The sequence below is a fragment of the Micromonospora sp. DH13 genome, from assembly GCF_020873825.1.
GTDB classification, from domain to species: domain Bacteria; phylum Actinomycetota; class Actinomycetes; order Mycobacteriales; family Micromonosporaceae; genus Micromonospora; species Micromonospora haikouensis.
This window is the reverse complement of record NZ_JAHWGR010000006.1, coordinates 212,622-238,376: the sequence shown is the minus strand read 5'-3', so window position 1 is coordinate 238,376 and position 25,755 is coordinate 212,622. Positions and strand designations below refer to the sequence as shown.

The following is a 25,755-nucleotide window of genomic DNA, read 5'->3' as shown; positions in this document are numbered from 1 at the left end:
TGTCCGGGCGGGTGGCGCGGCTGCTGGCGGGCGCGCACCAGACGTGGCGCCGCTCGCTCCAGCTCCGGGTGGTGACCATCACACTGGTCACGTCCAGCCTGCTCGTGGGCGGTTTCGCCTACCTCATCGCCGACAAGATCACCAACATCCTGCTGGAGAACGCCGAGACCGACGTCCGGCTGCGGCTCAGCAGCGGCAGCGACTACGCGGCCAAGCAGTTCAGCCTGTTCAGCCAGGCGCAGGAGGCCCAGCTCCAGGACACCATCGACGGCACGGTCAACTACCTGGCCGGCGGCGACCCGCAGCAGACCAGCGGGGTGGTGGTGGCGATCACCGCCGACAACTACACCGGGATCATCGAGCCGCGCTTCTCGCCCGACGTCGACGTCCGCCCGCTGATCAGCCGGGAGCTGCGGGCCACCGTCGCCGACGGCAACATCGCCAGCCAGATCCGCACCGGCCGGCTCACCGGCGACACCACGAAATACCTGGTGTACGGCTCGCCGGTGCCGACCCGGTTCGGCCAGGTGGAGCTCTACTACCTCGTCCCGCTGACCCGGCAGGACGCCACGGCGACCGACGCCCGGGCCACCGTGGTGGCCACCGGGGCGGCCCTGGTGCTGCTGCTCGGCCTGCTCGCCGCCCTGGTGACCCGGCTGGTGGTGACGCCCGTGCGGGTGGCCGCCCGCACCGCCCAGCGGCTCTCCGCCGGCCTGCTCGACCAGCGGATGGTGGTCAACGGCGAGGACGACCTGGCGCTGCTGGCCGCCTCGTTCAACCAGATGGCGACCAACCTGCAACGGCAGATCCTCCGGCTGGAGGAGATGTCCCGGTTGCAGCGCCGGTTCACCTCCGACGTCTCGCACGAGCTGCGCACCCCGCTGACCACCGTCCGGATGGCCGCCGACCTGATCTTCGCCGAGCGGGAGGAGTTCGAGCCGGCCGTGGCCCGCAGCGCCGAGCTGCTCCAGGCCGAGCTGGACCGCTTCGAGGAGCTGCTCACCGACCTGCTGGAGATCAGCCGGTTCGACGCCGGGTTCGCCATGCTGGACGCCGAGCCGACCGACCTGGTCCCGGTCGTGCACCGGGTCGCCGACCGGCTGGCCGGGCTGGCCGAGCGGGTCGGCGTCACCATCGACCTCGACCTGCCGGACGCCCCGGTGATCGCCGAGGTGGACCCGCGCCGCGTCGAGCGGGTGCTGCGCAACCTGGTCGGCAACGCCGTCGAGCACGGCGAGGGCAAGCCCGTCCGGATCACCCTCGGCCAGGACCGGGCGGCCGTCGCGGTCACCGTCCGCGACCACGGGGTCGGCCTCAAACCGGGCGAGGAGAAGCTGGTCTTCAACCGGTTCTGGCGGGCCGACCCGTCCCGGGCGCGGCAGACCGGCGGCACGGGCCTCGGCCTGTCCATCAGCCTGGAGGACGCCCGGCTGCACGGCGGCTGGCTGGAGGCGTGGGGCTCGCCCGGCCAGGGCGCCCAGTTCCGGCTCACCCTGCCGGCCCGGGCCGGCGACCGGCTGACCACGTCGCCGCTGCGGCTCGTGCCCGCCGACGCGACCCTGCCCTTCGGCGGCCCCCGGGCCGGCGGGCTGCTCGCCATCGGCCCGGGCCCCGGCGGCGCCCTGGCCATCGGGCCGGCGGCGGGGGCCGAGGACCGGGCGGAGGTGGGTTCGTGACCCGCCGCCGGCTCGCCGGGCTGCTCGCCGGGGTGCTCCTGCTCACCGGGGCGGCCGGCTGCGGCATCCCCGAGCGGTCCGAGGTCCGGGTCGACGGGCAGGTCACCGCCGCGAAGTCCGGCTCGTCGAGCTTCCGCCGGGACGAGCCGCCGAACCGCCTCGCCAGCGGCACCGACCGCGCGGCCTTCGTCACCAACTTCCTCTCCGCCGCGGCCGGGGAGGCCGACCGCGCCTACTACCGGGTCAAGCAGTTCGTCGCCCCCGAGGGGCGCAGCCGGATCCAGGAGAAGCAGCCCAGCGAGGTGGCCCTCACCGTGGTGCGGCTGCGCGAGACACCGGTGATCACCGACAGCACCGACGGCACCCGGGTCACGCTGCGGGTGCAGCAGATCGGCCTGCTGCGCGCCGACGGCACCCTCATGCCGCCGGTGGCCACCGAGACGGAATACCGCTTCGAGCTGCGCGCGGCCTCGCAGGAGGACAAGCCGGACACCGGCTGGTACGTCGCCGACCCGCCGCCGAACGTGCTGCTGCTCAGCGACCAGGCGCTGCGCCAGTACTACCAGACCCACATCGTCTACTTCTGGAACACCGGCCGCACCCAACTGGTGCCCGACCAGCGCTACCTGCCGCTGGCCGTGCCCGACGAGCGGCGGGTCACCGAGGTGGTCAAGTGGCTGACCGCCGGGCCGTCGGAGTGGCTGGGGCCGGGCACGAGCCGGCTGCCCGACGGCACCCGGCTGATCAACAACGCGACCGGGGCCGACGGGCGGTGGGAGGTCAACCTCGACATGCCCGTGGACGCGGACGACCGGCGGGTGGAGGAGTTCGTCGACCAGCTCGCCTGGTCGCTGCCGGAGCTGGACGGCCAGCTCGAACTGCGGATCCACAACCAGACCCGGGTGACCGTGCCCGACCTCGGCCAGCGCCGGCGGGACCGGCCGGCGTACCCGCTCGACGGCAACCCGCAGCGGTTCTGCGTCTACGACGGCGCGGTGCACCCGCTCGACTTCGGCGGCGGTGAGCTGCTCGGCGCCGCGCCGGTCACCGAGGCCGTCAACAAGGGCGTCGTCGCCGCCGGGTTCAGCCGCTCCCACGACGAGATCCGCGCCGCGCTGGTGACCGCCGGGGCGGACAAGCGGCAGCGGCTGGTGGTCGGCGTCGGCGCGGCGCCGGTGTCGATCGTCCAGCGTGGCACCCGCACGTTCACCGCGATGGGCCAGCCGGTGTGGCTGCGCTCGCCCGCCCCCGACCGGCCGCAGGGCCTGGTGGTGGCCGACGGCGCGCTCTACCGTTTCGACTCCGGCGCCCAGTTGCGGGCCGTACCGCTGACCGCCGAGGGCCGGGTGACGGCGGTGGCGACGTCGCTGGACGGGCACCGGATCGCCGTCATCGTCGGCGGCGCGCTGTATGTCGCGGCGGTCAACCTCAACGGCGGCGTGGTCTCCGTGGGCCCGGCCCGCCGGCTGGCCACCTCGCTGACCGACCTCTCCGCCGTCGACTGGGCGGGGGAGAACACCCTGCACCTGGCGGGCTCGGCCGGCCGGCCGGCGATCTACGACATCAGCGTGGACGGGGCCCTGGAGACGCCGCTGCGCCGCGACGTCGGCGCCCGGGTCACCCACCTGTCGTCGTACCCGTTGAACGCGGTGGCGCCGTTCCCCAACGGCAACCTGATGTACGAGGCGAACGGGGTGGCCTACCGCAACAGCCCGTTCGACACGATCAAGCGGGACGAGGTGCGGGACGTGACCCCGCCGCCGGCCGGGGCGCAGGCCGGCAACCCGACGGCCCCGTTCTTCCTCTACTGATGCGCCTCTGGGCGGACCTGACCGACCTGGTGCTGCCCGTGGAGTGCGCCGGTTGCCGCGAGCACCGGGCGGCCCGGCAGGGGTTCTGCCCCGGCTGCGTGGCCACCCTGGCGGCGCTGCGCCCCCGGCCGGTACGCCCCACCCCCGCCCCGCCGGGGCTGCCCCCGTGCGTGGCGCTGGGCCCGTACGGCGGGGCGCTGCGGGAGGCGCTGCTGGCGTACAAGGAACGGGGCCGGCACGGGCTGGCCCGGCCGCTGGGTGGGCTGCTCGCCGAGGTGGTGGCCGGGGCGGTCGGCGCGGCGCGGCCGGTGCTGCTGGTCCCGGTGCCGGACACCGCGGCGGCGGCCCGCGCCCGCTACGGCGACCACCTCGGCCGGCTGGCCCGGCACGCGGCGGCCCGGCTCACCGGGGCCGGCTGGCCCGCCCGGGTGGTCCGGCCGCTGCGGGCGCTGCCCCGGCCGGACTCGGCGACCCTGGACAGCGCGGGCCGGGCCCGGGCGGCGGAGTCGGCGTTCCGGGCCCGGCCGGGAGTGGCCGCGCCCACGGTCCGCGCCGGCTCGCCGCCGCCGGTGGTCGTACTGCTCGACGACATCGTCACCACCGGCGTCACGCTGGCCGCCGCCGCGCGGGTGCTCACCGCGACCGGCCTGTCACCATCGGTCGCCGCCGTTCTCGCGGCCACGGAGAAACGTCGGCTTCCGTGACTCAACGTGTTTCTGATTCACCCGACCGTGTGTCAGCTGTGAAAATTCTGAGGCTTTGCGCGTTGGGGGGTGACTGCCGGGCGAACAGGGGTTAGCGTTTTCGTGTCGGGGGTAGGAAGGCATTCCCACCCGCTCCCGGCGGTGAGAGGAGGCGCAGCCGCACTGACCCGGTCGACGCCGAGCGTGGGGTCTCCCAGAAGGCGAGCCGGCCGGGATTTCCGGATCGAAGACCGTCCGAACAAGGGAGGTCACGTGGACATCGTGGTCAAGGGCCGCAACGTCGAGGTCCCGGATCATTACCGGGTGCACGTAGCCGAGAAGCTCGCAAAGATCGAACGTTACGATCACAAGCTTATTCGCGTCGATGTCGAGTTGTTCCACGAGCGCAATCCGCGCCAGTCCGACCATTGCCAGCGGGTCGAGATAACGTGCGTTTCCCGTGGTCCGGTGATTCGGGCCGAGGCCTGCACCGACGATTTCTACAGCGCACTCGACGCCGCGATCGCCAAGCTGGACAACCGGCTGCGCCGCGCGGCGGACCGCCGCCGGGTCCACCGGGGGCGGCACGCGCCGATCTCCGTGGCGGCGGCCACGGCCGACCTGCCGGTCGCCGGCCTCGGGGCACCCGTCGCGGCCCTCGACGGCGCCGGCACGGCCACGGCCGTCGCCGAGCGGTTCGAGGAGGAACCCGACGACCAGCCGTGGCACATCGCCCGGGCGAAGGTCCACCCCGCCGAGCCGATGACGGTCGACGACGCGTTGTTCCAGATGGAACTGGTCGGGCACGACTTCTACCTGTTCCACGACAAGGAGTCCGGCCGCCCCAGCGTCGTCTACCGGCGACACGCCTACGACTACGGCATCATCTCCCTCGACACCTGACCACCTGATCCGACGGCCGCCCCGCTGACCCGTCCACGGGCCAGCGGGGCGGATCCGTTCAGCGAAGCTCGTCAGTGGCGAGCCGGGCGTACTGGACCGAGTCGACGCGGGTGCCGTCGGGGCCGGGCAGCCGGCCGCGCAGGAGGCCCTCCCGGGTGAAGCCGGCCCGCTCCAGGACCCGCTGCGAGGCCGCGTTCTCCGGCCGGGTGCCCGCCCAGACCCGGGCCAGCCCCACCCCGTCGAACGCCCACCCCGTGACCAGCCGCACCGCCCGGGTGGCCAGCCCCCGCCCCCGCCCGGCGGGCAGCAGGCTGAAGCCGATCATCGCCTGCCCGGTCGCCTGCTCGTCGTGGTAGAGCATGCACCCGCCGGCCAGCTCGCCGGTGTGCGCGTCCACGATGGCCAGGTCGGCCGCCTCCCCGGCCAGCCAGCGGGTGCCGGCCAGCCGGCAGCGCCGCTCGACGTCGGCGGGCGTCGGGGCGCGCGGGGGCACCCGGTTCGCGACGACCTCGGGCAGGCTGTGCAGCGCGAACAGCGCCTCCGCGTCGTCGGGCCCGACCGGGCGCACGGTCACCACCCCGTCGGTGAGCCGGCCGCCGGGCAGGTCGGGCAGGAGGCGGGGCACCGGGCCGGGCGGGTCGTCGACCAGGCGTACCCAGCAGACCAGGTCCTGCCGGCCGCCGCCGCGCGCCAGGTTCGCCGCCCGGCGTACCCCCTCGTGCCGGAACCCGGCGGCGAGCGCGACCCGCTGGCTGGCCGTGTTCTCCGGGTGGGTGAGCAGCTCCAGGCGGGCCGTGCCGTGCGCGAAGGCCGCCGCCGCGAGCGCCCGGGTCGCGGCCGTGGCCACGCCGCGACCCCGCGCCCACGGCGCGACCCAGTAGCCCAGCTCCGCCTGACCCCGCACTGGCACCAGGTTGCCCAGGCCCGCGCCGCCGAGCAGCCGGTCGGTGGCCGGGTCCGCGATCGCGTACGAGGCCCCGCCGGCGGCCCGGGCCGCCGGGGCGCCCTCGGTCACCCACCACCGGGCGTCGGCCTCCGTGTACGGGCTGGGCATGCCGGAGATGAACCGCTGGGTGAGCGGGTCGGCGCAGGCCGCCGCGACGTCCGGCACGTCCCCGACGCGGTACGGCCGCAGTCGCACCCCGTCGCCCTCCACGGTGCCGGGCACACTCGTCATGCTCACCGGGCTATCTCCGTTCGCGGCGCTCATCAGCCCCTCCCGGGCGGCGCGGGCGTGGGCGCGGCCAGGTCCCCGGGCAGCAGCGACGCGACCCAGGCGTCGGCCCGGGTGCCGGCGCGGGTGGGCAGGAAGCCCCGGGCGGTGCCCTCCATGGTGAACCCCGCCTTCTCGGCGACCCGGCGGGAGGCGGTGTTGCCGACGAGCGCGCGCCACTCGACGCGGGCCAGGCCGAGGGTGGTGAAGCCCCAGGCGGCCAGGGCGGCGGTGGCGGCCGGCATGTACCCCCGGCCCCGGGCGTGCGGCGCGGTCATGAAGCCGACCATGCCCTGCACCGGGTCGGCGGCGGCGAGCCGCAGGTCGACCGAGGCGACGTACCGGTCTTCGTCGTCGGCGACGGTGAAGTACGCGCCGGTGCCCCGCGCCCAGGCCGCGTCGGCGACGTCGCGCCTGAACCCCGCGGCGTCCGCCCGCTCGTACGGGGCCGGCACCGTGGTCCACTCGACCGTGTGCGGGTCCCGGCAGGTCTCGGTGATCGCGTCGAGGTCGCCCTCCTCGATCGGCCGCAGCCGCAGCTCCCGCCCGGCGACGGTGGCGAACAGGGTGGGCTGCCCCCGGCCGAAGACGCCGGCCCGGCGGGCGTCGAGGGTGTCCGGCCCGGCCGGCCCGGGCGCGCCCGGCGCGGGCAGATCTTCGGGGAACAGGGAGCCGATCCAGCCCTCCCGCCGCCCGCCCGGCGACGGGTCGGCCAGCCGCAGTTCGCCCTCGATCCGGAAGCCGGCGCGCAGCGCGGCCAGCCGGGAGGCGTGGTTGCCGATCTCGGCCTGCCAGATCAGCCGGCGCAGCCCCAGCGCGTCGAACGCCCAGCGGGCGAGGGCCCGGGTGGCCCGGGTGGCGACGCCCCGGCCCCGGGCCCACGGCGCGACCCAGTAGCCGACCTCGCCGGTGTCCGTCGTCTGGTCCACCGAGACCAGCCCGCACGAGGCGAGCAGCTCGCCGGTGGCGGCGTCGCAGACGGCGAACGGCGCGCGGGTCCCGGCCCGCCAGTCCCCGGCGCTGATCTCGCCGACGAAGGCGCGGGCGTGGTCCGGCAGGTACGGTCGCGGTACGGTGGTCCAGCGCTGGATGTCCGGATCCTGGCAGGCCCGGTGCACGGCGTCCGCATCGGCCGCCCGCCAGGGTCGCAGCAGCAGGCCGTCCTCGGTGAGCTCCACGGGTTCCACCCGAGCCATCGTGCCGGATCTTTCGCGCTGGGCGTAACCGGATATCCCGCCGCCCGGCCGGCGGTCGGAGTGTTATGTCGGTTTCTCGCCGATCAGACCGCCGCCACCAGTGACCATCGGGCCGACGAAGCGCCTACGATGGGTCGAGACTGTCTAGGGGAGCGTTGATCCGTGTCGATTCTGGAAAAGGTCCTACGCGCGGGCGAGGGCCGCATGGTGCGCCGGCTGAAGGCCATCGCCGCCGCCGTCAACTCGATCGAGGACGACTACGTCAACCTCACCGACGACGAGCTGCGGGGTCTCACGGACCAGTACCGGGAGCGGCTCGCCGACGGTGAGACCCTCGACGACCTGCTGCCGGAGGCGTTCGCCACGGTGCGCGAGGCGGCCGCCCGGGTGCTCGGCCAGCGGCCGTACGACGTGCAGGTGATGGGCGGCGCGGCGCTGCACTTCGGCAACATCGCCGAGATGAAGACCGGCGAGGGCAAGACCCTGACCTCGGTCATGGCGGTCTACCTCAACGCGCTGTCCGGCAAGGGCGTGCACGTGGTCACGGTCAACGACTACCTGGCCCAGCGCGACGCCGCCTGGATGGGCCGGGTGCACGAGTTCCTGGGCCTGACCGTCGGCGTGGTGCTGCCCAACCGGCCGGCGAGCGAGCACCGCGCGGCGTACGAGTGCGACATCACCTACGGCACCAACAACGAGTTCGGCTTCGACTACCTGCGCGACAACATGGCCTGGTCGAAGGACGAGCTGGTGCAGCGCGGCCACAACTTCGCCGTGGTCGACGAGGTCGACTCGATCCTGATCGACGAGGCCCGCACGCCGCTGATCATCTCCGGCCCGGCCGAGCACTCCGCCCGCTGGTACGGCGAGTTCGCCGGCGTGGTGGCCCGCCTCCAGCCCGGCAAGGACGGCGAGGGCGACTACGAGGTCGACTACGCCAAGCGCACCATCGCGGTGACCGAGCGCGGCGTCGCCAAGGTGGAGGACCGGCTCGGCATCGACAACCTCTACGAGTCGGTGAACACCCCCCTCGTGGGCTACCTCAACAACGCGATCAAGGCCAAGGAGCTCTACAAGCGCGACAAGGACTACATCGTCAGCGACGGCGAGGTCCTGATCGTCGACGAGTTCACCGGCCGCATCCTGCACGGCCGCCGCTACAACGAGGGCATGCACCAGGCGATCGAGGCCAAGGAGGGGGTGGAGATCAAGCAGGAGAACCAGACCCTGGCCACGATCACCCTCCAGAACTACTTCCGCCTCTACGAGAAGCTGTCCGGCATGACCGGCACGGCCCAGACCGAGGCGGGCGAGTTCAACAAGGTCTACAAGGTCGGCGTGGTGAGCATCCCGACCCACCGGCCGATGGTCCGGGAGGACCGGGCTGACGTCATCTACAAGACCGAGAAGGCCAAGTTCAACGCCGTCGTCGAGGACATCGCCGAGCGGCACCAGGCCGGCCAGCCGGTGCTGGTGGGCACCGTCTCGGTGGAAAACTCGGAGATCATCTCGCAGCTGCTGCGCCGCCGGGGCATCCCGCACGCCGTGCTGAACGCCAAGTTCCACGCCCGCGAGGCCGAGATCGTCGCCCAGGCCGGGCGCAAGGGCGCGGTCACGGTGGCCACCAACATGGCCGGCCGGGGCACCGACATCCTGCTCGGCGGCAACGCCGAGTTCCTCGCCGCCAACGAGCTGCGCCAGCGCGGCCTTGACCCGGCGGAGAACGAGGAGGAGTACGCCAAGGCGATGGAGGAGGTCCTGCCCAAGTGGAAGCAGGCCTGCGACGCCGAGGCGGAGGAGGTCGCCGCCGCCGGCGGGCTCTACGTGCTGGGCACGGAGCGGCACGAGTCCCGGCGCATCGACAACCAGCTGCGTGGCCGGGCCGGCCGGCAGGGTGACCCGGGCGAGTCCCGCTTCTACCTGTCCCTGCAGGACGAGCTGATGAAGCGGTTCCGGGCCGGCGCGGTCGAGGCGGTGATGGACCGCTTCAACATCCCGGAGGACGTGCCCATCGAGTCGAAGATGGTCACCCGCCAGATCAAGAGCGCCCAGGCCCAGATCGAGGGCCAGAACGCCGAGATCCGCAAGAACGTCCTCAAGTACGACGAGGTGCTCAACAAGCAGCGCCAGGTCATCTACGCCGAGCGCCTGCGGGTGCTCAACGGCGAGGACCTCTCCGACCAGGTGCGCAACATGATCGACGACGTCGTCGGCGCGTACGTCGTCGGGGCCACCAGCGACGGGTACGCCGAGGACTGGGACCTGGAGCAGCTCTGGGCGAGCCTCAAGCAGCTCTACCCGGTGGGCGTGACCCTGGACGAGCTGGAGGAGGAGCTCGGCTCCCGGGCCGGCATGGACCAGGACTTCCTGCTCGCCCGCCTCAAGGACGACGCGCACGCCGCGTACGACCGGCGCGAGGAGCAGCTCGGCACCGACGGCACCCGTGAGCTGGAGCGGATGGTGCTGCTCCAGGTCATCGACCGCAAGTGGCGCGAGCACCTCTACGAGATGGACTACCTCCAGGAGGGCATCAGCCTGCGGGCGTACGCCCAGCGCGACCCGGTGGTGGAATACCAGCGCGAGGGCTTCGACATGTTCGCCACCATGATGGACGGCATCAAGGAGGAGACGGTCGGCTTCCTCTACAACCTGGAGGTGCAGGTCCAGGAGGCCGAGCCCGAGGCCGAGGAGGTGCAGCTGCTGGAGAAGCCGGTGGAGATCAAGGCCAAGGGCCTGGGCCGCGCTCCCCAGCAGCAGGGTCTGCAATACTCCGCGCCGACCATCGACGGCGAGGCGGGTGCGGGCGCGGTCGCCGTGGAGCGGCCGGAGGAGCAGGCCCCGCCGGTGCGTAAGCCCCGCGCGGAGCGCCCGGCCCGGCCGGTCCCGCCGCCGGCCCCGGAGCCCCAGCGCGCCCCGGCCGCGTTCGGCGGCAGCGGGCAGGCGACGGCGGCCAGCTCGACCCGCCGCACGACCCCGGGGCAGGCGGACTCGTCCGGCAACACGTCCCGCAACGCGCCCTGCCCGTGCGGCTCCGGCCGTAAGTACAAGCGCTGCCACGGCGCGGCCAACGGCGGCAACTGACCCACCGCGACACCGACGGGCCCCGGCGAGAACGCCGGGGCCCGTCCGCGTCCGCGTCGGCGGGCTCCGCCGCCGCCACCGCCGCCCAGCGTGATCGCCTGCTGGTTTGTGAGACGACACGCCGGACGGGTTCGCCAGGAACCGCAGACGATCATGGGGCTTCACCCCGGCGGGGAGTGGGAGCACCGGCGCTGACTTCAGAGGACCTGGAGGGCGGTGCACAGCCAGCGCCCCCGGCGGTGCTCCAGGCGCAGCGCCATCGCCCAGGTGCGGCCGGTGGCAGCGGTCAGGACGGCGGCGGCCTCCACGGCGGCCGGGCGGGGTTCGCAGACCCGCAGCCGGCGCAGCCGCACGGTGGGGCGGGTCGAGCGGCGGCGCACCGGGCCGGTGTGTGCGGCTGCCGTGGCCAGCTCCTGCGCCACGTCGGCCGCCCGGCCAGGCTCGGTCAGCGGGCGGATCTGCCCGGGTGGCCGGTAGCCGTTGACGATCTCCAGGCAGGTGGCGACGAATCGCTGGGCGGCCCGGGTGGCCTCCGGGGTGGCGGTCACCAGCGCGGACGGCGGCGGGGCGGCCGGGGTGGCCCGGCCGGGGCCGCCGGGGGTGGGGCGCGGGTCGTGCGGCCGGCCGGTGGGCCGGCGTGGGGCGAGCCGGTGCGCCTCGAACAGGTCGAGGGCCAGCTGAGCGGCGACCGGGCGGGGGAAGCCCTCGGCCGGCTCCTCCAGGAAGGGCGGGTCGAGCGGCGGCGCGGGGCGCACCCGCACCGGGGGACGGACGGGACCGGGCCGGCGGGACTCGATCATCGCAACCCCCGATGTTTGCGTTTGCCTTCGTTTGCCTTCGACAGCATCGATTCTCGGCCACGCAGCGGCCCCGGTCAATGGCGTGGGGTGCGGGGGAGGCTACTCCGGGTCGCGGTCGGTCAGCGGGTTGCCCCGGACCCACTCGGCGGTCTCGGCGTACTTGCGCTGGATGTACTCCTCCAGCCGGGCCCGCTCGACGCGCCACTGCCCCCGGCCGCCGATCTTGATCGCGGGCAGCTCGCCGCTGCGCACCATGTGGTAGACCTGCGAGTCCGACACGTTGAGCTCGGCGGCCACGTCGGAGAGCAGCAGGAACCTCGGCTCCACGGAATCTCCCGGGGTTGGGATCGTTTGCTTCAGTTTGCCACCCACTGCCGACAACGCCGCCCCGTGCCGGCCGACGCGCCACCGGGACGGCCCGCGCGGCAGCTTCCCGCCGGCCGGGTGCGCGGTGTATGACGGTCACGGCGTACGGCATGATCGGCGCCCGGGCCCACGCACGTCGGCCCGGAGGCGGAGGGAGACCACCGGTGAACGACGAGCTTGTCCGGGTGTACGTGCCGGCGATCGTGCCCATGCTCGCCCGCCTGCCCGAGCAGGGGCTGCCCGAGACGGACGCCCACGCCGTCACCCCCGCCCTGCGCGAGTGGTACGCCGAGGGCGACGAGGAGGAGCTGGAGTACGTCGCCTTCACCCGCGCCGCCCAGGACGCCCTGCTCCTGCTGCGCGACGACCCGGCCGCGCCCCGCCGCCGGGTGGTGATCTCGGTCGACGTGCCGGCGGCGGCGCTGCGCCGCACCGACGACGTGCTCGGCTCCAGCGCCGTCCGGCTGGTGCGCCCGGTGCCGGTGTCGGCCGTCGCCGCCCTGCACGTGGACGGCGACGACGCGGTCGCCGACGTGTCGGCCGCCGCCGCCGTGGCCGCCGAGGCCCTGGCCGGCGACCCGGACGCCCAGTTCACCGTCGACGGCGCGGAGGACCACGAGCTGGAGTGGTACGACGTCACCGAGCTGGAGCAGCTCCTCCGCGCCGCCTCCTGACCCGCGTCGCGCCTGGCCGCCCCGCCGGTCCGCTGCCGCCCGGCGCACCCCTCAGCGGTCGGCGCTCGCCTCCACGGCCTCCGCCTCGTCGTCCTCCCCGGCGGCCTCGTCGTCGGGCGTCGGGCCGAGGGTGCGGCCGAAGGCGATCAGCGCGGTGAGCGCGCCGACGAAGAGCACCCAGATGCCGTTGTCGATCCGGGAGGTGCCCAGCGAGGTCTGCGCGACGGAGTCCGCCTCGCTCAGCGCGCCGGCCAGGTCGAGCAGGGACCGCCCGCCGATCCGGATGACGACCTCGGCGAGCAGCAGGAGCAGGCCGGGACCGGCCCCGGCCAGCAGGTAGCCGGGCCAGCGGACGTCGCCCGCCGCCGGGTCGCTCCGCCGGGCGCGGCGCCGGGCCCAGGTCAGGTATGCGAAGGCGAGCAGCCCCGCCAGCAGGCCGGCGAGCAGCGACTCCGTCCGCGACACCCACTTGGCGGCGGTGACCAGGGACTCCTGGGTGTCGCCCGCCCCGAACAGGTCGAACAGGGGATCCCGGGCCCGGCTGAACGCCACCACGAACACCAGCGCCCCGAGCGCGGCGGCGACCACCGCCCCGGCCACCCGGGCGTTGCCGGCACCGGCCACCGCGCCGCCGATGGTCGCCGCCGCCGCGGCGGTGCCCGCGATGACGTTGGTGGTCGCGTTGTCGAAGTAGGTCAGGTTGATCACCACGGCGGCGGCGAGCCCGACGAGCAGGCCGGCGCCCGTGGCGACGACGAACCGCAGGGTGGCCCGGTCCACGCCGCGCCGGGCCAGCAGGTTCGTCACCGCCAGGGCGACCGCCGCGCCGGCCACCAGCGCGGCCGAGATCACCCCGGGCAGCGCGAACGCGGAGAGGCTGATCGCGGTGACGCCCGCCTGGGCGGAGGTGATCGCCGCCCGGGTCGACCAGAGCATCGCCGCCAGCCAGCCGACCGCCAGCAGCGCTAGCACGGCCGCCCCCGGGGCGCGGGCGATCGTGCCCCCGGTGGCCTGGAGAGACTCGGCCACCGGCTCCCGCTCGGCGGCCGGGTCGGTCTCCACCGGCTGGTCCGGCTCCTCGGCCGTGGAGCTGCCGGGCTGGTTGCTCATCGTCTCCCCTTCGACGGGCGCCCGGGCCCGCGCCGGCGCTGCCGGGACGCGGCGGGCTGGTCACCGGCCATCCAGGGTACGCGCCGGGCCCGCCGCCGGGCCCGCCGCCGGGCCTGCGGCCGGGCGGGCTCGCCAGGTCGGCGACATGGGGGTGTCCTGCGGCGGGGATGCCCCCATGTCGCCGACCTGGAGTCGATCATGCGGCGCAGAGGCCGGACGGCGCAGGCCGGCCGCGGCCGCCGGAGCGGGACAGGAGCCGGCCCGTGGAAGAATCGGCGCAGGTCCCGCCGCCGCGACCGGTACACCGCGCGGTGCCCCGGCGTCCGGTCACCCGGCCGGCCGCCCGCGGGTCCGGTTTCGCCACCGCTGTCGAGATCGCCAGGAGCGCTGATGGACGCCGTGTTCTCCGTACCCGAGCCGCACAACGAGCCGGTCCGCACCTACGAGCCGGGCGGCGTCGACCGGGAACGGCTCCAGCGGAGGCTGGCCGAGCTGGCCGCCGAGCGGATCGACCTGCCGATGACCATCGCCGGCGAGCAGCGGATGGCCGGCGGCGACCCGATCGACGTCGTCCAGCCGCACCGGCACGCGCACGTGCTCGGCGTCACCGGCCACGCCACCCACGACGACGCCCGCGCCGCCGTCGCCGCCGCGAAGGCCGCCGCCCCGATGTGGCGGGCGCTGCCGTTCGCCGAGCGCGCGGCGATCTTCCTGCGGGCCGCCGAGCTGCTCGCCGGCCCCTGGCGGGACACCCTCAACGCCGCCACGATGCTCGGCCAGTCGAAGACCGCCGTCCAGGCCGAGATCGACTCGGCGTGCGAGCTGATCGACTTCCTCCGGTTCAACGTGTTCTTCGCCCGGGGCCTGCTGGAGGAGCAGCCGATGTCCTCGCCGGGGGTGTGGAACCGGTTCGACCACCGCCCCCTGGAGGGCTTCGTCTACGCGGTCACCCCGTTCAACTTCACCGCCATCGCCGGCAACCTGCCCTCCGCGCCGGCCCTGCTCGGCAACACGGTGGTCTGGAAGCCGGGCCCGACCCAGCAGTTCGCCGCGCACTTCACCATGCGGCTGTTCGAGGCGGCCGGCCTGCCGCCCGGCGTGATCAACATGGTCACCGGGCGGGGCGAGGAGGTCTCCGACGTGGTGCTCGCCGACCCGGACCTGGCCGGCATCCACTTCACCGGCTCCACGAAGGTCTTCCAGCACCTGTGGCGCACCGTCGGCGAGAACATCCACCGCTACCGGGGCTACCCCCGCCTGGTCGGCGAGACCGGCGGCAAGGACTTCGTGGTCGCACACGCCAGCGCCGACGTCGACGCGCTGCACACCGCGCTGATCCGGGGCGCGTACGAGTACCAGGGCCAGAAGTGCTCGGCCGCGTCGCGGGCGTACGTGCCCCGGTCGCTGTGGGACGGCGGGCTGCGGGACCGGCTGGCCGCCACCGCCGACTCGCTGACCTACGGCGACGTCACCGACTTCACCAACTTCGGCGGGGCGGTGATCGACGCGCGGGCGTTCGACCGGCACACCGCCGCGCTGGAGCTGATCTCCGGCGACCCCTCCTGCACCGTGCTGGCCGGCGGCACCGCCGACGACTCGGTCGGGTGGTTCGTCCGGCCGACCCTGTTCGAGTGCTCCGACGCCGCGCACGAGACGTTCACCACCGAATACTTCGGGCCGATCCTCGGCGTGCACGTCTTCGACGACGCCCGCTTCGACGACGTGGTGGCGCAGGCCGAGTCGATCGCCCCGTACGCGCTGACCGGGTCGATCTTCGCTACCGACCGCCGGGTGGTCGACGCGGTGGCCGAGAAGATGCGGTACGCGGCCGGCAACTTCTACATCAACGACAAGCCGACCGGCGCGGTGGTCGGGCAGCAGCCCTTCGGCGGCGCCCGCGCCAGCGGCACCAACGACAAGGCCGGCTCCTGGCACAACCTGGTGCGCTGGATGTCCCCCCGGACGATCAAGGAAACCTTCGTCCCCCCGACGGACCACACCTACCCCCACATGGGCTGAGCGCAAGGAGGGGCCCCCTGTTAACGCTTTCTGTTGTACAGGGGGCCCCTCCTAACGCCCCGGCGCGCGCCAGCGGGGTGCCCGCGGCGGGGCGGGCGCGTGCCCGGGTCACCGTCCCTTAACGGACTGTCGCCGGCCGACAGTGCACATTGGAAGCCGTCCGGGTGGCGAAAGTGGCAAATCCTGGACGCCGGGTCGGCAAAGTGGCAGCGTAATGGGCATGGCGGATTCCGGAGTGAACCCCACGGCGGCGGCCCTCCTCGGGCTGCTCCACGAGGGTCCCATGACAGGCGGTCAGCTGATGGCCGCCGCCGAGCGCAAGCTCGCCCCGTACTGGTCGATGACCCGCAGCCAGGTCTACCGGGAGCTACCGGTGCTGGCCGAGCGTGGTCTGGTGCGGCTGGGTAAGCCCGGCCCCCGCTCCAGCCAGCCGTACGCGATCACCGCGGCCGGGAAGCGGATGTTCTCCCGGTGGCTGGCCGAGGACCCGGGGCGGGACACCATCCGCAACCCGATCGCCCTGCGGATCGCCTTCGGCAGCCTGCACTCGGCCAACCAGCTGCGCAACCTGCAGGCCTCTGCCAACGAATATCACACCGAGGCCCTCGCCCGGGTGCGGGAACAGGTGAAGAACGCCAAGAAGGAGGGCGACAACTTCGATGCCAGCGCGCTGGAGTTCGCCGTCGCCTACCACAAGGCCGCCCTGTCCTGGCTGAAGACCGCCCCGGTCGGCTGACGGCGTCGACCGCGCGGCCCGCCACCCCGCCACCGGGCCGCGCGGTCGGTCTCCAGGCTGTCCCCGCCCGCACCGGGGACAGTTTTGGCTCGTGACCGCGGGGCTGGCAAGCCCACCCGGGGCCACCGCAGTACGCTTGTCAGTCGTGACCGCTGCCGATTACGCCGAACAGCTCAAGGAACTCGACGCCACCCTGCGCAACATCGAGGCCGTGCTCAACATCGACCGGCTGCACGAGGACAAGGCCAGGCTCGAGGAGCAGGCCTCCGCGCCGGACCTGTGGGACGACCAGGCCAAGGCACAGCAGGTGACCTCCCAGCTGTCCTACGTCAACGGCGAGATCAACAAGCTGGGCAGCCTGCGCTCCCGGCTCGACGACGCCCGGGTGCTGCTGGAGCTGGCCGAGGCCGAGGACGACCCCGGCGTGCTCGCCGAGGTGGAGACCGAGATCGGGGCGCTCACCAAGAGCATCCAGGACATGGAGGTCCGCACCCTGCTCTCCGGCGAGTACGACTCGCGGGAGGCGCTGGTGGCGATCCGGGCCGGCGCGGGCGGCGTGGACGCGGCCGACTTCGCGGAGATGCTGCTGCGGATGTACCTGCGCTGGGCGGAGCGGCACGGCTACCCGACCGAGGTCTACGAGACCTCGTACGCCGAGGAGGCGGGCCTGAAGTCCGCGACGTTCGCGGTCAAGGTCCCGTACGCCTACGGCACCCTCAGCGTGGAGTCGGGCACCCACCGCCTCGTGCGGATCAGCCCGTTCGACAATCAGGGCCGCCGGCAGACCAGCTTCGCCGGCGTGGAGGTCCTGCCGGTCACCGAGCAGACCGACCACATCGACATCCCCGAGAACGAGGTGCGGGTCGACGTCTACCGCTCCTCCGGCCCGGGCGGGCAGAGCGTCAACACCACCGACTCGGCCGTGCGGCTCACCCACATCCCGACCGGCATCGTGGTCACCTGCCAGAACGAGAAGTCCCAGCTGCAGAACAAGGCGTCCGCGCTGCGGGTGCTCCAGGCCCGGCTGCTGGAGCGCAAGCGGCAGGAGGAGCAGGCCAAGCTGGACGGCCTGAAGACCGACGCCGCCGGCTCGTGGGGCGACCAGATGCGGTCGTACGTGCTGCACCCTTATCAGATGGTGAAGGATCTCAGAACCGAGCAGGAGACGGGCAATCCGAGCGCGGTCTTCGACGGTGAGCTGGACAGCTTCATCGAGGCCGGCATCCGCTGGCGCAAGCAGCGTCAGCTCGCCGGCGACGCTGCGTGATCACCCGTGGGCGGAGCGCGTCGTCGATCTCCTGCTAACCGGGCGTTTTGACGACGCGCCCCGCATCACGGGGGCGCGGGGCTTGGCTCATCGATTACACCGCGTAGACTCACCACCCGTGATTCAGCTTGAGCAAGTGACGAAGACGTACCCGAAGGCGTCCCGGCCTTCGCTCGACAACGTGTCCGTCTCGATCGAGAAGGGCGAGTTCGTCTTCTTCATCGGCCCATCCGGCTCCGGCAAGTCCACCATCATCAAGCTGCTGCTGCACGAGGTGACCCCGAACAAGGGGCGCGTCATCGTGAACAGCAAGGACGTGACCTCGATGCGGTCGTGGAAGCGCCCCCACTTCCGGCGTTCCATCGGCTGTGTCTTCCAGGACTTCCGGCTGCTGCCGAACCGCACCGCGTACGAGAACGTGGCGTTCGCCCTTGAGGTGATCGGCAAGACCAAGGCGGTCGCCCGCCGGGTCGTGCCCGAGGTGCTGGAGCTGGTCGGGCTCGGTGGCAAGGAGCACCGCTACCCGCACGAGCTCTCCGGTGGTGAGCAGCAGCGGGTGGCCGTGGCGCGGGCGTTCGTGAACCGCCCGCTGATCCTGCTCGCGGACGAGCCGACCGGAAACCTCGACCCGGACACGTCCATCGAGATCATGCGCCTGCTGGACCGGATCAACCGCACCGGTACGACGGTCGTGATGGTCACGCACGACTCGAACATCGTGAACCAGATGCGCCGCCGGGTCGTCGAGATCGAGAGCGGCCGCATCGTGCGTGACCAGGCCCGCGGCGTCTACGGGTGAGCCGGCGCTCCACCCCTGTGCAGCCTGACGACGAACACCTCACGCCGGAGACCCGGAGGAATTCCCGATGCGCGTGAAATACGTCCTGTCCGAGGTACTGGTCGGACTGTGGCGCAACGTCACCATGACCATCGCGATGATCATTACGTTGGCCGTGTCGTTGACCATGCTCGGTGTCAGTGGCCTGGTGTACAGCAAGGTCGACGACATGAAGGACCTGTACTACAAGAACATTCAGGTCTCGATCTTCCTGAAGAGCGACGTCACCGACCAGCAGCGCACCGACCTGGAGACGAAGCTCAAGAGTGACTCCCTGGTGAAGGAGGTCCTCTACGTCAACAAGGACGAGGCGTACAAGCGCTTCCAGGAGATGTACCAGGACGCGCCGGACCTGGTGACCGCCGTGAAGCCGGACCAGCTGCCCGAGTCGTTCCGGCTCACGCTGGTCAACCCCGAGCAGTACAAGAGCATCTACGACCAGTACAAGGACACTGAGGGCGTCGACGAGATCGTCGACCAGAGCCGGCTGCTGGACAAGATCTTCGACCTCTTCACCGCCGGCCAGAACATCGCCCTGGCCGGGGCGATCGCGATGGCCATCGCCGCCCTGCTGCTGGTCGCCAACACCATCCAGGTGGCCGCGTACAGCAAGCGGCGCGAGGTGGCGGTCATGAAGCTGGTCGGCGCGTCCAACTGGTTCATCCAGGCGCCGTTCGTCCTGGAGGCCGTGGTCGCCGGTCTGATCGGTTCGTTCCTCGGCCTGGGTGCGTTGATCGCCTTGAAGTTCTTCCTGTTCGACGGCTCCCTGAGCGCGCTGCAGGGCCTCTTCTCCCCGGTGACCTGGAGCGACATCTTCCTGATGTTCCCGATCATGGCGGGCGTCGGCGCGCTGGTCAGCGCCGTCACCGGCTGGACTACCCTCCGGTTCTACCTGCGCGTCTAGTCGCCTACCGGGTCTGCCGGCGACAGCCGAGGGCCCCCCGGCGCGGAATAATCCGCGCCGGGGGGCCCTTGTCGTTCGGGTAGCATGATCTCCGCTTCCGGCCCGCCGTCCGGGCCGGGGCGGGTATCGCACGAGGGGAGGGGCACCGATGCCACGGGAGAAGGGGCGCAAGGTCGTCGCCTCCAACAAGAAGGCGCGGCACGACTACGCCATCCTCGACACGTACGAGGCGGGCATGTCGCTGACCGGCACCGAGGTGAAGTCGCTGCGGGCGGGGCGGGCGTCGCTGGTCGACGCGTTCGCACAGGAGCGCGACGGCGAGCTGTTCCTGCACGGCATGCACATCCCGGAGTACACGCAGGGCACCTGGACCAACCACGAGCCCCGGCGCACCCGGAAGCTGCTGCTCAAGCGGCTGGAGATCGACCGCCTGATCGGCAAGACCCGCGAGGGCGGCCTCACCATGGTCCCGTTGCAGGTCTACTTCTCCGACGGTTGGGCCAAGGTGGAGATCGCCCTGGCGAAGGGCAAGAAGACGTACGACAAGCGCCAGGACCTGGCCAAGCGGGACGCGGAACGGGAGATCGCCCGGGCCGCGGGCCGGCGCGGCAAGGGCATGGACGACTGATACGTCCCGTTTGTCCGTCTCGGCGCGCCGGGGCGGGGCTCGGGGATGAATCCCGTTGCGGCAGGCGTTAGTCTTGGTGGTGCCGCCACACCGGCGGCCCGTCGAGGGGGTGACTGGTTTCGACTTCGTACGTTGCGGCAGGGGAAGCGAGCCGAGGAAGCCGACGTCGTCTCGAGAATCGGTCGTCGGAAACCAATAAGCGCCAAGAACAATCGCGCTGACTTCGCTCTCGCCGCCTGAGGCGAGTAGCTAAGTCTGTCGGCCTGGGAACGCCTTCGTCCCAGTAGCCGGCATCAGCTAGAAGGCTGGCCAACCGGACCCGGTCGCGGGGTCCGTGCGGCGAGATCAATCAGCGACTGGGCCCGTCACACCAACTTGCTCGCGTGAGCGGTGGGGCCGAGTAGAGGCACAGCGAGCTGCGCTCGGAGAAGCCCTGACAAACCGGCGAAGGACCCGGGTTCGATTCCCGGCACCTCCACCACCTGGCGATGCGCCCCGGCCACCCGGCCGGGGCGCATCGTCGTATCCGGGGCCGGAACCGCAGGCCGCGCGGGCGCGTCGTAGCGGTATGCGTCGAGTTCTCGCCCTGCTGGGGCTGCCCCTGTTGGTCGTCGCGGCCGGCTGCGCGCCGGCCGGTTCCGAGCCGTCCACCGGCGGCGGCCCCGCCGGCAGCGCCGACCAGCGCTTCGCGGGGTTCGGGCAGCGGGCCGACGAGGTCGCCGGGGCGTGGCGGCCGGGTGCCGTCTGGACCGGCGGCTACCTGCCGCTGCAGGAGCCCACCGTGCTGCTCGGCGACCCCGGGTTCAGCGCCGACACCGAGCAGGCGTTCCGCAACGGCTGGTACCGCGAGCAGATCGAGGTGCCCACCGCCCGGCCGGCCGACGGTGCGATCCGCTTCCCCGACGGGACGCTCACCGTGAAGCTGCTCAGCGCCGCCGAGGCGTACCGGCAGCTCGACCAGGGGGACCCGCCGCCGTGCGAGGGACGGCCGAGGGGCCCCGGCCGGCCGGCGAAGCCCGGCTCCGGCCCGGTCGTGGAGCCGGGACCCGACGGCCCGACCGTCGGGGAGGGACCGTACGGCCACAGCGTCGGCCCGAACGACCCGGCCAGCAGCGCGCCGTCGTCGGCCTGCGTGCCGCTCACCGTCACCGCCGTGACGCTCGGCACCGCGCCGGTGCGCACGAGCCGGGGCGAGGCGCAGGTGCCGGCGTGGCTGTTCACCGTCGACGAGTTGACCACGAAGGTGGCCCGGCTCGCCGTAGCCGACCCCGCCGCCCCGCCCGATCCGGTCGCTCCGACGGGCCGGGCACCCGACGGGGTGGTCAGCGCGCAGGACCTGCGGTCCGTCGACGGGGCGAAGCTGACCTGGCGGGTCGGCGTGGGCGCCTGCGACACCGGGATCACCCCGCTCGTGCAGGAACGCGACGACGTGGTGGTGGTCGGCGGCGGGGTCGTCCGGGGCACCGGCATGTGCGTCGACCTGCTCAAGCTGGAGCCGGTCACCGCCACCCTCAAGGCGCCGTTGGGCAACCGGCCGGTGCTCGACGTGGTCACCGGCGCGCCGCTGGTCCTGCGCCCCTGAGCGCGGCCCGAGGAACACGTGGCGGCCCCCGAGGGTGCAGCGCGGCCCCGAAGGCGCTCAGAGCAGCTTCGGGACCTCGGTGCTGATCGGCACCGGCAGCACGGTGGGCCGGTCCGCCGCCAGGGCCGCGCCCAACGCGTCGCCCAGCCCGTCCAGCTCCTCGACGACCGTGGCGGCGCAGCCGTACCCCCGGGCCACGGCGACGACGTCGAGGCCGGGCAGGTCCAGGCCGGGCACCCCGGGGGTGTGCTTCAGCTCGGCGAACGCCTTGAGGATCGCGTACTGCTGGTTGACCGGGACCACGACGGCCAGCGGCAGGCGCAGCCGCGCGGCCGTCCACAGCGCCTGCACGGAATAGTGGAACGACCCGTCGCCGATCACCGCGACCACCGGCCGGCCCCGCCCGGTGTCCCGCTCGGCGAGCGCGATCCCGACCGCCGCCGGCAGCCCGAACCCGAGGCCGCCGCTGGCCATCGTGAAGTACGACCCGGGGCGGGTGACCGGCAGCCGGCGGCGCAGCGCGGCCAGGTTGGACGGTGACTCCTGCACGAGCACCCCGTCGGGCGGCCAGTGCCGGGCCAGGGCGGCGAACAGCGCGTCGGGGCTCACCGGCGGGCCCGCGTCGGGCGGCCCCGGGGCCGGCCGGGGCGGCGGGGGCGGTCGATCGGTCGCCGGGAGCAGCTCGACCAGGGCGGCCAGGGCCAGGCCCGGGTCGGCGAGCAGGCCGTCGCCGACCGGGGCGCGGGCCGTCTCGTCGGGGTCGTCGGTGACGTGCAGCAGGCGGGTGCCGGCGGGCAGGTAGTCGCCCGGCACGTGCGGGTAGTAGCGGAACACGGGCGCGCCGACCACCAGCACCGTGTCGTGGCCGGCCAGCGCCTCGGCCAGGGGCCCGATCGCGTACGGCAGCACGCCCCGGTAGTGCGGGTGGTCCTCGGGGAACGGGGTCCGCTCGGGGGCGGGCGCGGCCCAGACCGGGGCGGCCAGCCGCTCGGCCAGCGCCACCGCCGCCGGCCACGCCCCGGCCCGGTCGACCGCCCCGCCGAGCACCAGCGCGGGGCTGCGGCTGGCGGCCACCTGGGCGGCGAACTCCCGCAGCCGGGCCGGGTCGGGGGCGTACCGGGTGGCCACGGTGCGCACCTCGGGCGGCCCGTCCGCCGGCCGGGCCCAGTCGTCCAGCGGCAGGGAGAGGAAGACCGGGCCGGCGGGCGGCTGCACCGCCGTGGCGTACGCCCGCATGAACGCCGCCGGGATGTCCTGCGCGCGGGCCGGCTCGTGGCTCCACTTGACGTACGGCTGGGTCAGCTCGGCCGCCCGGGGGCTGGCCAGCCGGGGCTCCAGCAGCAGCATCTCCCGGCTCTGCTGACCGGCCGAGACGATCAGCGGGGTCTTGTTGTGCCAGGCGGTGACGAGGTTGCCCATGCCGTTGCCGGTGCCCGGCGCGGTGTGCAGGTTGACGTGGGCGGGGCGGCCGGTGGCCTGGGCGTACCCGTCGGCCATGGCGACGGCGGACGCCTCGTGCAGGGCGTGGACGTACCGGAAGTCGGCGGGGAAGTCCTGGAGGAAGGGCTCCTCCGTCGAGCCGGGGTTGCCGAACACGGTGGTCATGCCCAGCGCCCGCAGCAGCTCGTACGTCGTCTCGCGGACCGTTGCCACCCGCCGAATCTATCGGGAAAAGCCCCACCTACCGGGCGATTCGCCCTCCCGTGAGCCCGGCCGGGCTCACGGGAGGGCGAAGGGCAGCTTGATCCCGTCCAGCGCCCGCCCGCACGGGCAGTCCCGCCCGGCCGGCAGGGCGGCGACGGCGTCCAGCAGCACCCCGCGCAGCCGGTCGGTGTTCTCGGCGAAGACCCGGAAGACCTCCTCCTGGGTGACCGACTCGCCCGCCTCCACCCCCGCGTCGAGGTCGGTGACCAGCGCGATCGGGGTGTAGCAGAGGGCCAGCTCGCGGGCGAGCACCGCCTCCGGGTGCCCCGTCATGTTGACCACTGCCCCGCCGATCGCGGTGAACCAGCGCGACTCCGCCCGGGTGGAGAAGCGCGGCCCCTCCACGACCACCATCGTCCCGCCGTCGACGGCCGGCACGCCGCGGCCCGCCGCCGCGCCCAGCAGCGTCCGCCGCCCCACCGGGCAGTACGGGTCGCCGAAGGCCACGTGCACCGCGCCCCGGTCGTAGTAGGTCTGCACCCGCCCGCTGGTGCGGTCGATCAACTGGTCCGGCACCACGAACGTGCCCGGCCCCAGCTCGGGGCGGAGCCCGCCGACCGCGCACGGGGCGAGGACCTGCCGCACCCCGAGCGCCCGCAGCGCCCACAGGTTCGCCCGGTACGGGATCAGGTGCGGCGGGTGCCGGTGGTCGCGCCCGTGCCGGGGCAGGAACGCCACCCGCCGGCCGCCCACCTCGGCGATCGTGACCGGGTCCGATGGCTCGCCGTACGGCGTCTGGACCCGGTGCTCGGTCGCGCCCTCCAGCAGGGCGTAGAGCCCCGAACCGCCGATGACCGCGATGTCCGCCGTCGGACCCATCGTCGCCCCCTTCGATCCCACTCGATCACCCACCGGTCAGACCTTAGCCAGCGCCCCGGGCGCAGGCTATGGTGCCAGGCATGGCGTTGACAGCACGGATGAGCCCGGCGTCCCGTGCCGACCGGGTCGGGCAGGCCACCCCCCATGCCGGCCACGACGTCGGTTCCGCCCGGCCCGGCGGCGTCGTCGTCCCGGGGTGCCTTCTCCGCGTCCCGGCGCGCGGCTGACGGATGTCCGACATGCAGGGAGAGGACCAGGCGATCGGCGGGCGGGCGATGGACTCGATGACCGGACGGCTGCTGGTCGCGACCCCCACGCTCAAGGACCCGAACTTCGACCGCACGGTGGTGCTGCTCGTGGCCCACGAGCCGGGCGGCGCGCTCGGCGTGGTGCTCAACCGGGCCACGGAGGTGCCGGTCGCCGACGTCCTCGGCGACTGGAGCGACCTGGCGCGGGAGCCGGCGGTGCTGTTCGAGGGCGGTCCCGTCCAACCCGACTCGGCCATCTGCCTGGCCCGGATGCGCAACCCCGTCAAGCGGCTGCGGGGCTTCCACCAGGTCTCCGGCGCGGTGGGCACGATCGACCTCTCCGTGGACCCGGAGCGGATGCGGGAGAGCATCGGCGGCATCCGGGTCTTCGCCGGCTACTCGGGCTGGGGCGCGGGCCAGCTGGAGCAGGAGATCGAGGACGGGTCCTGGTTCGTCCTGGACGCGCTGCCCGGCGACGCGTTCGTCGACCGCCCCGACGACCTGTGGCCGATGGTGCTGCGTCGGCAGGGCGGGATGATGGCCGCCGTCGCCCACTTCCCGCCCGACGTGGCGCTCAACTGACGCGCGCGGGGGAGGGGCCCCGCGAGATGACCATGCGGGCGGGCGTGTGTATAGTTCTCTCCGTGCCCGGGACACCGGGGGCGAGCAGCAAGGGGCCGTGGCGCAGCTGGTAGCGCACCACACTGGCAGTGTGGGGGTCAGGGGTTCGAGTCCCCTCGGCTCCACCCTTGAATGGCAGGTCAGCGGCGCAGCCTATTAGGCTGTGCCGCTTTCTTTTCTTCCCGCCAGGGCATGAGCAGTCTGCATGCATAATGAATGCATGGTCGCTCTCCAGATTCGGGACGTGCCGGAAGACGTGCGAGACGCCTTGGCGGCCCAGGCCAGGGCACGCGGGCAGTCACTCCAGGCGTTCCTGCTCGAATTGGTGGAGACGCAGGCCCGGCGTCTGCGTAACACCGCAGTCCTCGATCGCTTCGCTGGTCGGTCGGATGGTGCTCGTTCCCTGCCGGGAGAGAGCGCCGACGAGCTGACCGGCCAACGGGAACAACGCGGACCGTGGGGCAGTGCCGCGTGATCGTCGTGGACGCGTCGGCCCTGGCCGATGCCCTGGTGGACGACGGGCCGGTAGGCGATGCGGCCCGGGCGGCACTGGCGGCGGATCCGCACTGGGCCGCGCCTGGCCATCTTCTGGTCGAGGTCGTGTCGGTGATCCGGGGCAAGGTCCTCGGCGGGAAGCTCGGCCTGGCCCGCGCCCAGGAGGCCGTCGACGCCTTGCCCACGCTGATCATCGATGAGATCGGCCTTTCGTCGCTGCTCGACCGGATGTGGCAGTTGCGGGTCAATGTCACCGCCTACGACGCCGCGTATGTCGCCGCGGCGGAATTGATGGCCTGTCCGCTGGTGACCGGTGACGGCCGGCTCGCCAAGGCCGGCGGCGTCCGTTGCGAGATCAGGCTGCTCACCGCCACCTGACCC

General features: G+C 73.3%; 23 protein-coding genes, 1 tRNA gene and 1 other RNA gene. 18 read left to right on the top strand and 7 right to left on the bottom strand.

The genetic code is table 11. The annotated features are described in order from the left end of the window. Positions 1-11 precede the first annotated feature (11 nt). The 4 genes from mtrB (at position 12) to raiA (ending at position 5,073) form a co-directional block, all read left to right on the top strand. Positions 12-1,676, top strand: coding sequence for an MtrAB system histidine kinase MtrB (mtrB, locus tag LPA42_RS08670; protein ID WP_228986473.1), 1,665 nt, complete (start codon positions 12-14; stop codon positions 1,674-1,676). Next, the gene (locus LPA42_RS08665; RefSeq protein WP_077936378.1) at positions 1,673-3,487 is read left to right on the top strand and encodes an LpqB family beta-propeller domain-containing protein; all 1,815 of its coding nucleotides are present in this window, start codon (positions 1,673-1,675) and stop codon (positions 3,485-3,487) included. The genes mtrB and LPA42_RS08665 overlap by 4 nt, the downstream gene beginning before the upstream one ends. Continuing rightward, entirely contained in the window at positions 3,487-4,191 is a 705-nt protein-coding gene (locus LPA42_RS08660; protein WP_077936379.1) for a ComF family protein, read from the top strand. The genes LPA42_RS08665 and LPA42_RS08660 overlap by 1 nt, the downstream gene beginning before the upstream one ends. A 252-nt stretch (positions 4,192-4,443) precedes the next feature. Beyond that, on the top strand, positions 4,444-5,073 hold the full coding sequence (raiA, locus tag LPA42_RS08655; RefSeq protein ID WP_043962069.1) for a ribosome-associated translation inhibitor RaiA: 630 nt from the start codon (positions 4,444-4,446) through the stop codon (positions 5,071-5,073). A 58-nt stretch (positions 5,074-5,131) separates the two neighbouring features. Here the strand turns inward: raiA and LPA42_RS08650 are convergent, their stop codons facing one another. Further along, entirely contained in the window at positions 5,132-6,283 is a 1,152-nt protein-coding gene (locus LPA42_RS08650; protein WP_228986467.1) for a GNAT family N-acetyltransferase, read from the bottom strand. After that, on the bottom strand, positions 6,283-7,482 hold the full coding sequence (locus LPA42_RS08645; RefSeq protein ID WP_198956462.1) for a GNAT family N-acetyltransferase: 1,200 nt from the start codon (positions 7,480-7,482) through the stop codon (positions 6,283-6,285). The genes LPA42_RS08650 and LPA42_RS08645 overlap by 1 nt, the downstream gene beginning before the upstream one ends. 162 nt (positions 7,483-7,644) lie before the next feature. Between LPA42_RS08645 and secA the strand changes: the two genes are divergently transcribed. Further along, the gene (gene secA / locus LPA42_RS08640) at positions 7,645-10,563 is read left to right on the top strand and encodes a preprotein translocase subunit SecA (RefSeq protein WP_077936384.1); all 2,919 of its coding nucleotides are present in this window, start codon (positions 7,645-7,647) and stop codon (positions 10,561-10,563) included. A 197-nt stretch (positions 10,564-10,760) separates the two neighbouring features. On the opposite strand, the gene LPA42_RS08635 is transcribed toward secA, so the two are convergent. Together LPA42_RS08635 and LPA42_RS08630 are read right to left on the bottom strand one after the other, a co-directional pair. After that, on the bottom strand, positions 10,761-11,363 hold the full coding sequence (locus tag LPA42_RS08635) for an Rv3235 family protein (RefSeq protein WP_091284028.1): 603 nt from the start codon (positions 11,361-11,363) through the stop codon (positions 10,761-10,763). A gap of 99 nt (positions 11,364-11,462) precedes the next feature. Beyond that, positions 11,463-11,690 carry a helix-turn-helix domain-containing protein gene (locus tag LPA42_RS08630; RefSeq protein ID WP_007074927.1) on the bottom strand — a complete coding sequence of 76 codons (228 nt, stop codon included), beginning with the start codon at positions 11,688-11,690 and terminating at the stop codon, positions 11,463-11,465. A 203-nt stretch (positions 11,691-11,893) separates the two neighbouring features. Between LPA42_RS08630 and LPA42_RS08625 the strand changes: the two genes are divergently transcribed. Then, on the top strand, positions 11,894-12,403 hold the full coding sequence (locus tag LPA42_RS08625; RefSeq protein ID WP_077936385.1) for a hypothetical protein: 510 nt from the start codon (positions 11,894-11,896) through the stop codon (positions 12,401-12,403). Positions 12,404-12,454: 51 nt separating this feature from the next. On the opposite strand, the gene LPA42_RS08620 is transcribed toward LPA42_RS08625, so the two are convergent. Then, on the bottom strand, positions 12,455-13,513 hold the full coding sequence (locus LPA42_RS08620; RefSeq protein ID WP_077936386.1) for a hypothetical protein: 1,059 nt from the start codon (positions 13,511-13,513) through the stop codon (positions 12,455-12,457). 390 nt (positions 13,514-13,903) lie between these two features. On the opposite strand from LPA42_RS08620, the gene pruA reads away from it, so the two are divergent. The 8 genes from pruA to LPA42_RS08580 all read left to right on the top strand — a co-directional run bounded on the left by pruA (position 13,904) and on the right by LPA42_RS08580 (position 21,487). Continuing rightward, positions 13,904-15,532: an L-glutamate gamma-semialdehyde dehydrogenase gene (gene pruA, locus LPA42_RS08615; RefSeq protein WP_077936387.1), complete on the top strand. Its 1,629-nt coding sequence runs from the start codon at positions 13,904-13,906 to the stop codon at positions 15,530-15,532. A gap of 220 nt (positions 15,533-15,752) precedes the next feature. Further along, on the top strand, positions 15,753-16,268 hold the full coding sequence (locus LPA42_RS08610) for a PadR family transcriptional regulator (protein ID WP_043964044.1): 516 nt from the start codon (positions 15,753-15,755) through the stop codon (positions 16,266-16,268). 145 nt (positions 16,269-16,413) lie between these two features. Then, a complete protein-coding gene (gene prfB, locus LPA42_RS08605; RefSeq protein WP_077936388.1) occupies positions 16,414-17,535 on the top strand; it encodes a peptide chain release factor 2 in 1,122 nt (373 codons plus the stop codon). Positions 17,536-17,653: 118 nt separating this feature from the next. After that, on the top strand, positions 17,654-18,334 hold the full coding sequence (gene ftsE / locus LPA42_RS08600; RefSeq protein ID WP_043962078.1) for a cell division ATP-binding protein FtsE: 681 nt from the start codon (positions 17,654-17,656) through the stop codon (positions 18,332-18,334). A 67-nt stretch (positions 18,335-18,401) separates the two neighbouring features. Then, positions 18,402-19,277 carry a permease-like cell division protein FtsX gene (gene ftsX, locus LPA42_RS08595; protein WP_077936389.1) on the top strand — a complete coding sequence of 292 codons (876 nt, stop codon included), beginning with the start codon at positions 18,402-18,404 and terminating at the stop codon, positions 19,275-19,277. 148 nt (positions 19,278-19,425) lie between these two features. Beyond that, positions 19,426-19,905: an SsrA-binding protein SmpB gene (gene smpB / locus LPA42_RS08590; RefSeq protein ID WP_074478481.1), complete on the top strand. Its 480-nt coding sequence runs from the start codon at positions 19,426-19,428 to the stop codon at positions 19,903-19,905. 105 nt (positions 19,906-20,010) lie between these two features. Continuing rightward, positions 20,011-20,386, top strand: a transfer-messenger RNA (tmRNA) gene (ssrA, locus tag LPA42_RS08585). A gap of 87 nt (positions 20,387-20,473) precedes the next feature. Next, entirely contained in the window at positions 20,474-21,487 is a 1,014-nt protein-coding gene (locus LPA42_RS08580) for a hypothetical protein (RefSeq protein WP_077936390.1), read from the top strand. Between the two features lie 57 nt (positions 21,488-21,544). Here LPA42_RS08580 and mdlC read toward each other — a convergent pair whose 3' ends face one another. Together mdlC and LPA42_RS08570 are read right to left on the bottom strand one after the other, a co-directional pair. Beyond that, positions 21,545-23,140: a benzoylformate decarboxylase gene (gene mdlC, locus LPA42_RS08575; protein WP_077936391.1), complete on the bottom strand. Its 1,596-nt coding sequence runs from the start codon at positions 23,138-23,140 to the stop codon at positions 21,545-21,547. 66 nt (positions 23,141-23,206) lie between these two features. Continuing rightward, on the bottom strand, positions 23,207-24,010 hold the full coding sequence (locus LPA42_RS08570; RefSeq protein WP_077936392.1) for an S-methyl-5'-thioadenosine phosphorylase: 804 nt from the start codon (positions 24,008-24,010) through the stop codon (positions 23,207-23,209). A 239-nt stretch (positions 24,011-24,249) separates the two neighbouring features. On the opposite strand from LPA42_RS08570, the gene LPA42_RS08565 reads away from it, so the two are divergent. From LPA42_RS08565 to LPA42_RS08550, 4 genes are all read left to right on the top strand, one after another. Further along, complete coding sequence (locus tag LPA42_RS08565) at positions 24,250-24,840, top strand: YqgE/AlgH family protein (RefSeq protein WP_043964045.1); 591 nt, start codon at positions 24,250-24,252, stop codon at positions 24,838-24,840. A 91-nt stretch (positions 24,841-24,931) separates the two neighbouring features. Next, positions 24,932-25,004 (top strand) — tRNA-Ala (locus LPA42_RS08560). Positions 25,005-25,099: 95 nt separating this feature from the next. Then, positions 25,100-25,354, top strand: a complete 255-nt coding sequence (locus LPA42_RS08555; protein WP_077936393.1) for a hypothetical protein — start codon at positions 25,100-25,102, stop codon at positions 25,352-25,354. Further along, positions 25,336-25,752, top strand: coding sequence for a type II toxin-antitoxin system VapC family toxin (locus LPA42_RS08550; protein WP_077936394.1), 417 nt, complete (start codon positions 25,336-25,338; stop codon positions 25,750-25,752). Before LPA42_RS08555 ends, LPA42_RS08550 begins: the two co-directional genes overlap by 19 nt. Positions 25,753-25,755: the final 3 nt, after the last annotated feature.

Excerpts from the sequence above, each read along its gene's own strand:
- LPA42_RS08660 (WP_077936379.1), top strand. The coding sequence starts at position 3,487 with ATGCGCCTCTGGGCGGACCTGACCGACCTGGTGCTGCCCGTGGAGTGC.
- LPA42_RS08650 (WP_228986467.1), bottom strand. The coding sequence starts at position 6,283 with ATGAGCGCCGCGAACGGAGATAGCCCGGTGAGCATGACGAGTGTGCCC.
- LPA42_RS08645 (WP_198956462.1), bottom strand. The coding sequence starts at position 7,482 with ATGGCTCGGGTGGAACCCGTGGAGCTCACCGAGGACGGCCTGCTGCTG.
- LPA42_RS08635 (WP_091284028.1), bottom strand. The coding sequence starts at position 11,363 with ATGATCGAGTCCCGCCGGCCCGGTCCCGTCCGTCCCCCGGTGCGGGTG.
- LPA42_RS08620 (WP_077936386.1), bottom strand. The coding sequence starts at position 13,513 with ATGAGCAACCAGCCCGGCAGCTCCACGGCCGAGGAGCCGGACCAGCCG.
- pruA (WP_077936387.1), top strand. The coding sequence starts at position 13,904 with ATGGACGCCGTGTTCTCCGTACCCGAGCCGCACAACGAGCCGGTCCGC.
- LPA42_RS08610 (WP_043964044.1), top strand. The coding sequence starts at position 15,753 with ATGGCGGATTCCGGAGTGAACCCCACGGCGGCGGCCCTCCTCGGGCTG.
- ftsX (WP_077936389.1), top strand. The coding sequence starts at position 18,402 with ATGCGCGTGAAATACGTCCTGTCCGAGGTACTGGTCGGACTGTGGCGC.
- smpB (WP_074478481.1), top strand. The coding sequence starts at position 19,426 with ATGCCACGGGAGAAGGGGCGCAAGGTCGTCGCCTCCAACAAGAAGGCG.
- LPA42_RS08580 (WP_077936390.1), top strand. The coding sequence starts at position 20,474 with ATGCGTCGAGTTCTCGCCCTGCTGGGGCTGCCCCTGTTGGTCGTCGCG.
- LPA42_RS08570 (WP_077936392.1), bottom strand. The coding sequence starts at position 24,010 with ATGGGTCCGACGGCGGACATCGCGGTCATCGGCGGTTCGGGGCTCTAC.
- LPA42_RS08565 (WP_043964045.1), top strand. The coding sequence starts at position 24,250 with ATGCAGGGAGAGGACCAGGCGATCGGCGGGCGGGCGATGGACTCGATG.
- LPA42_RS08555 (WP_077936393.1), top strand. The coding sequence starts at position 25,100 with ATGGTCGCTCTCCAGATTCGGGACGTGCCGGAAGACGTGCGAGACGCC.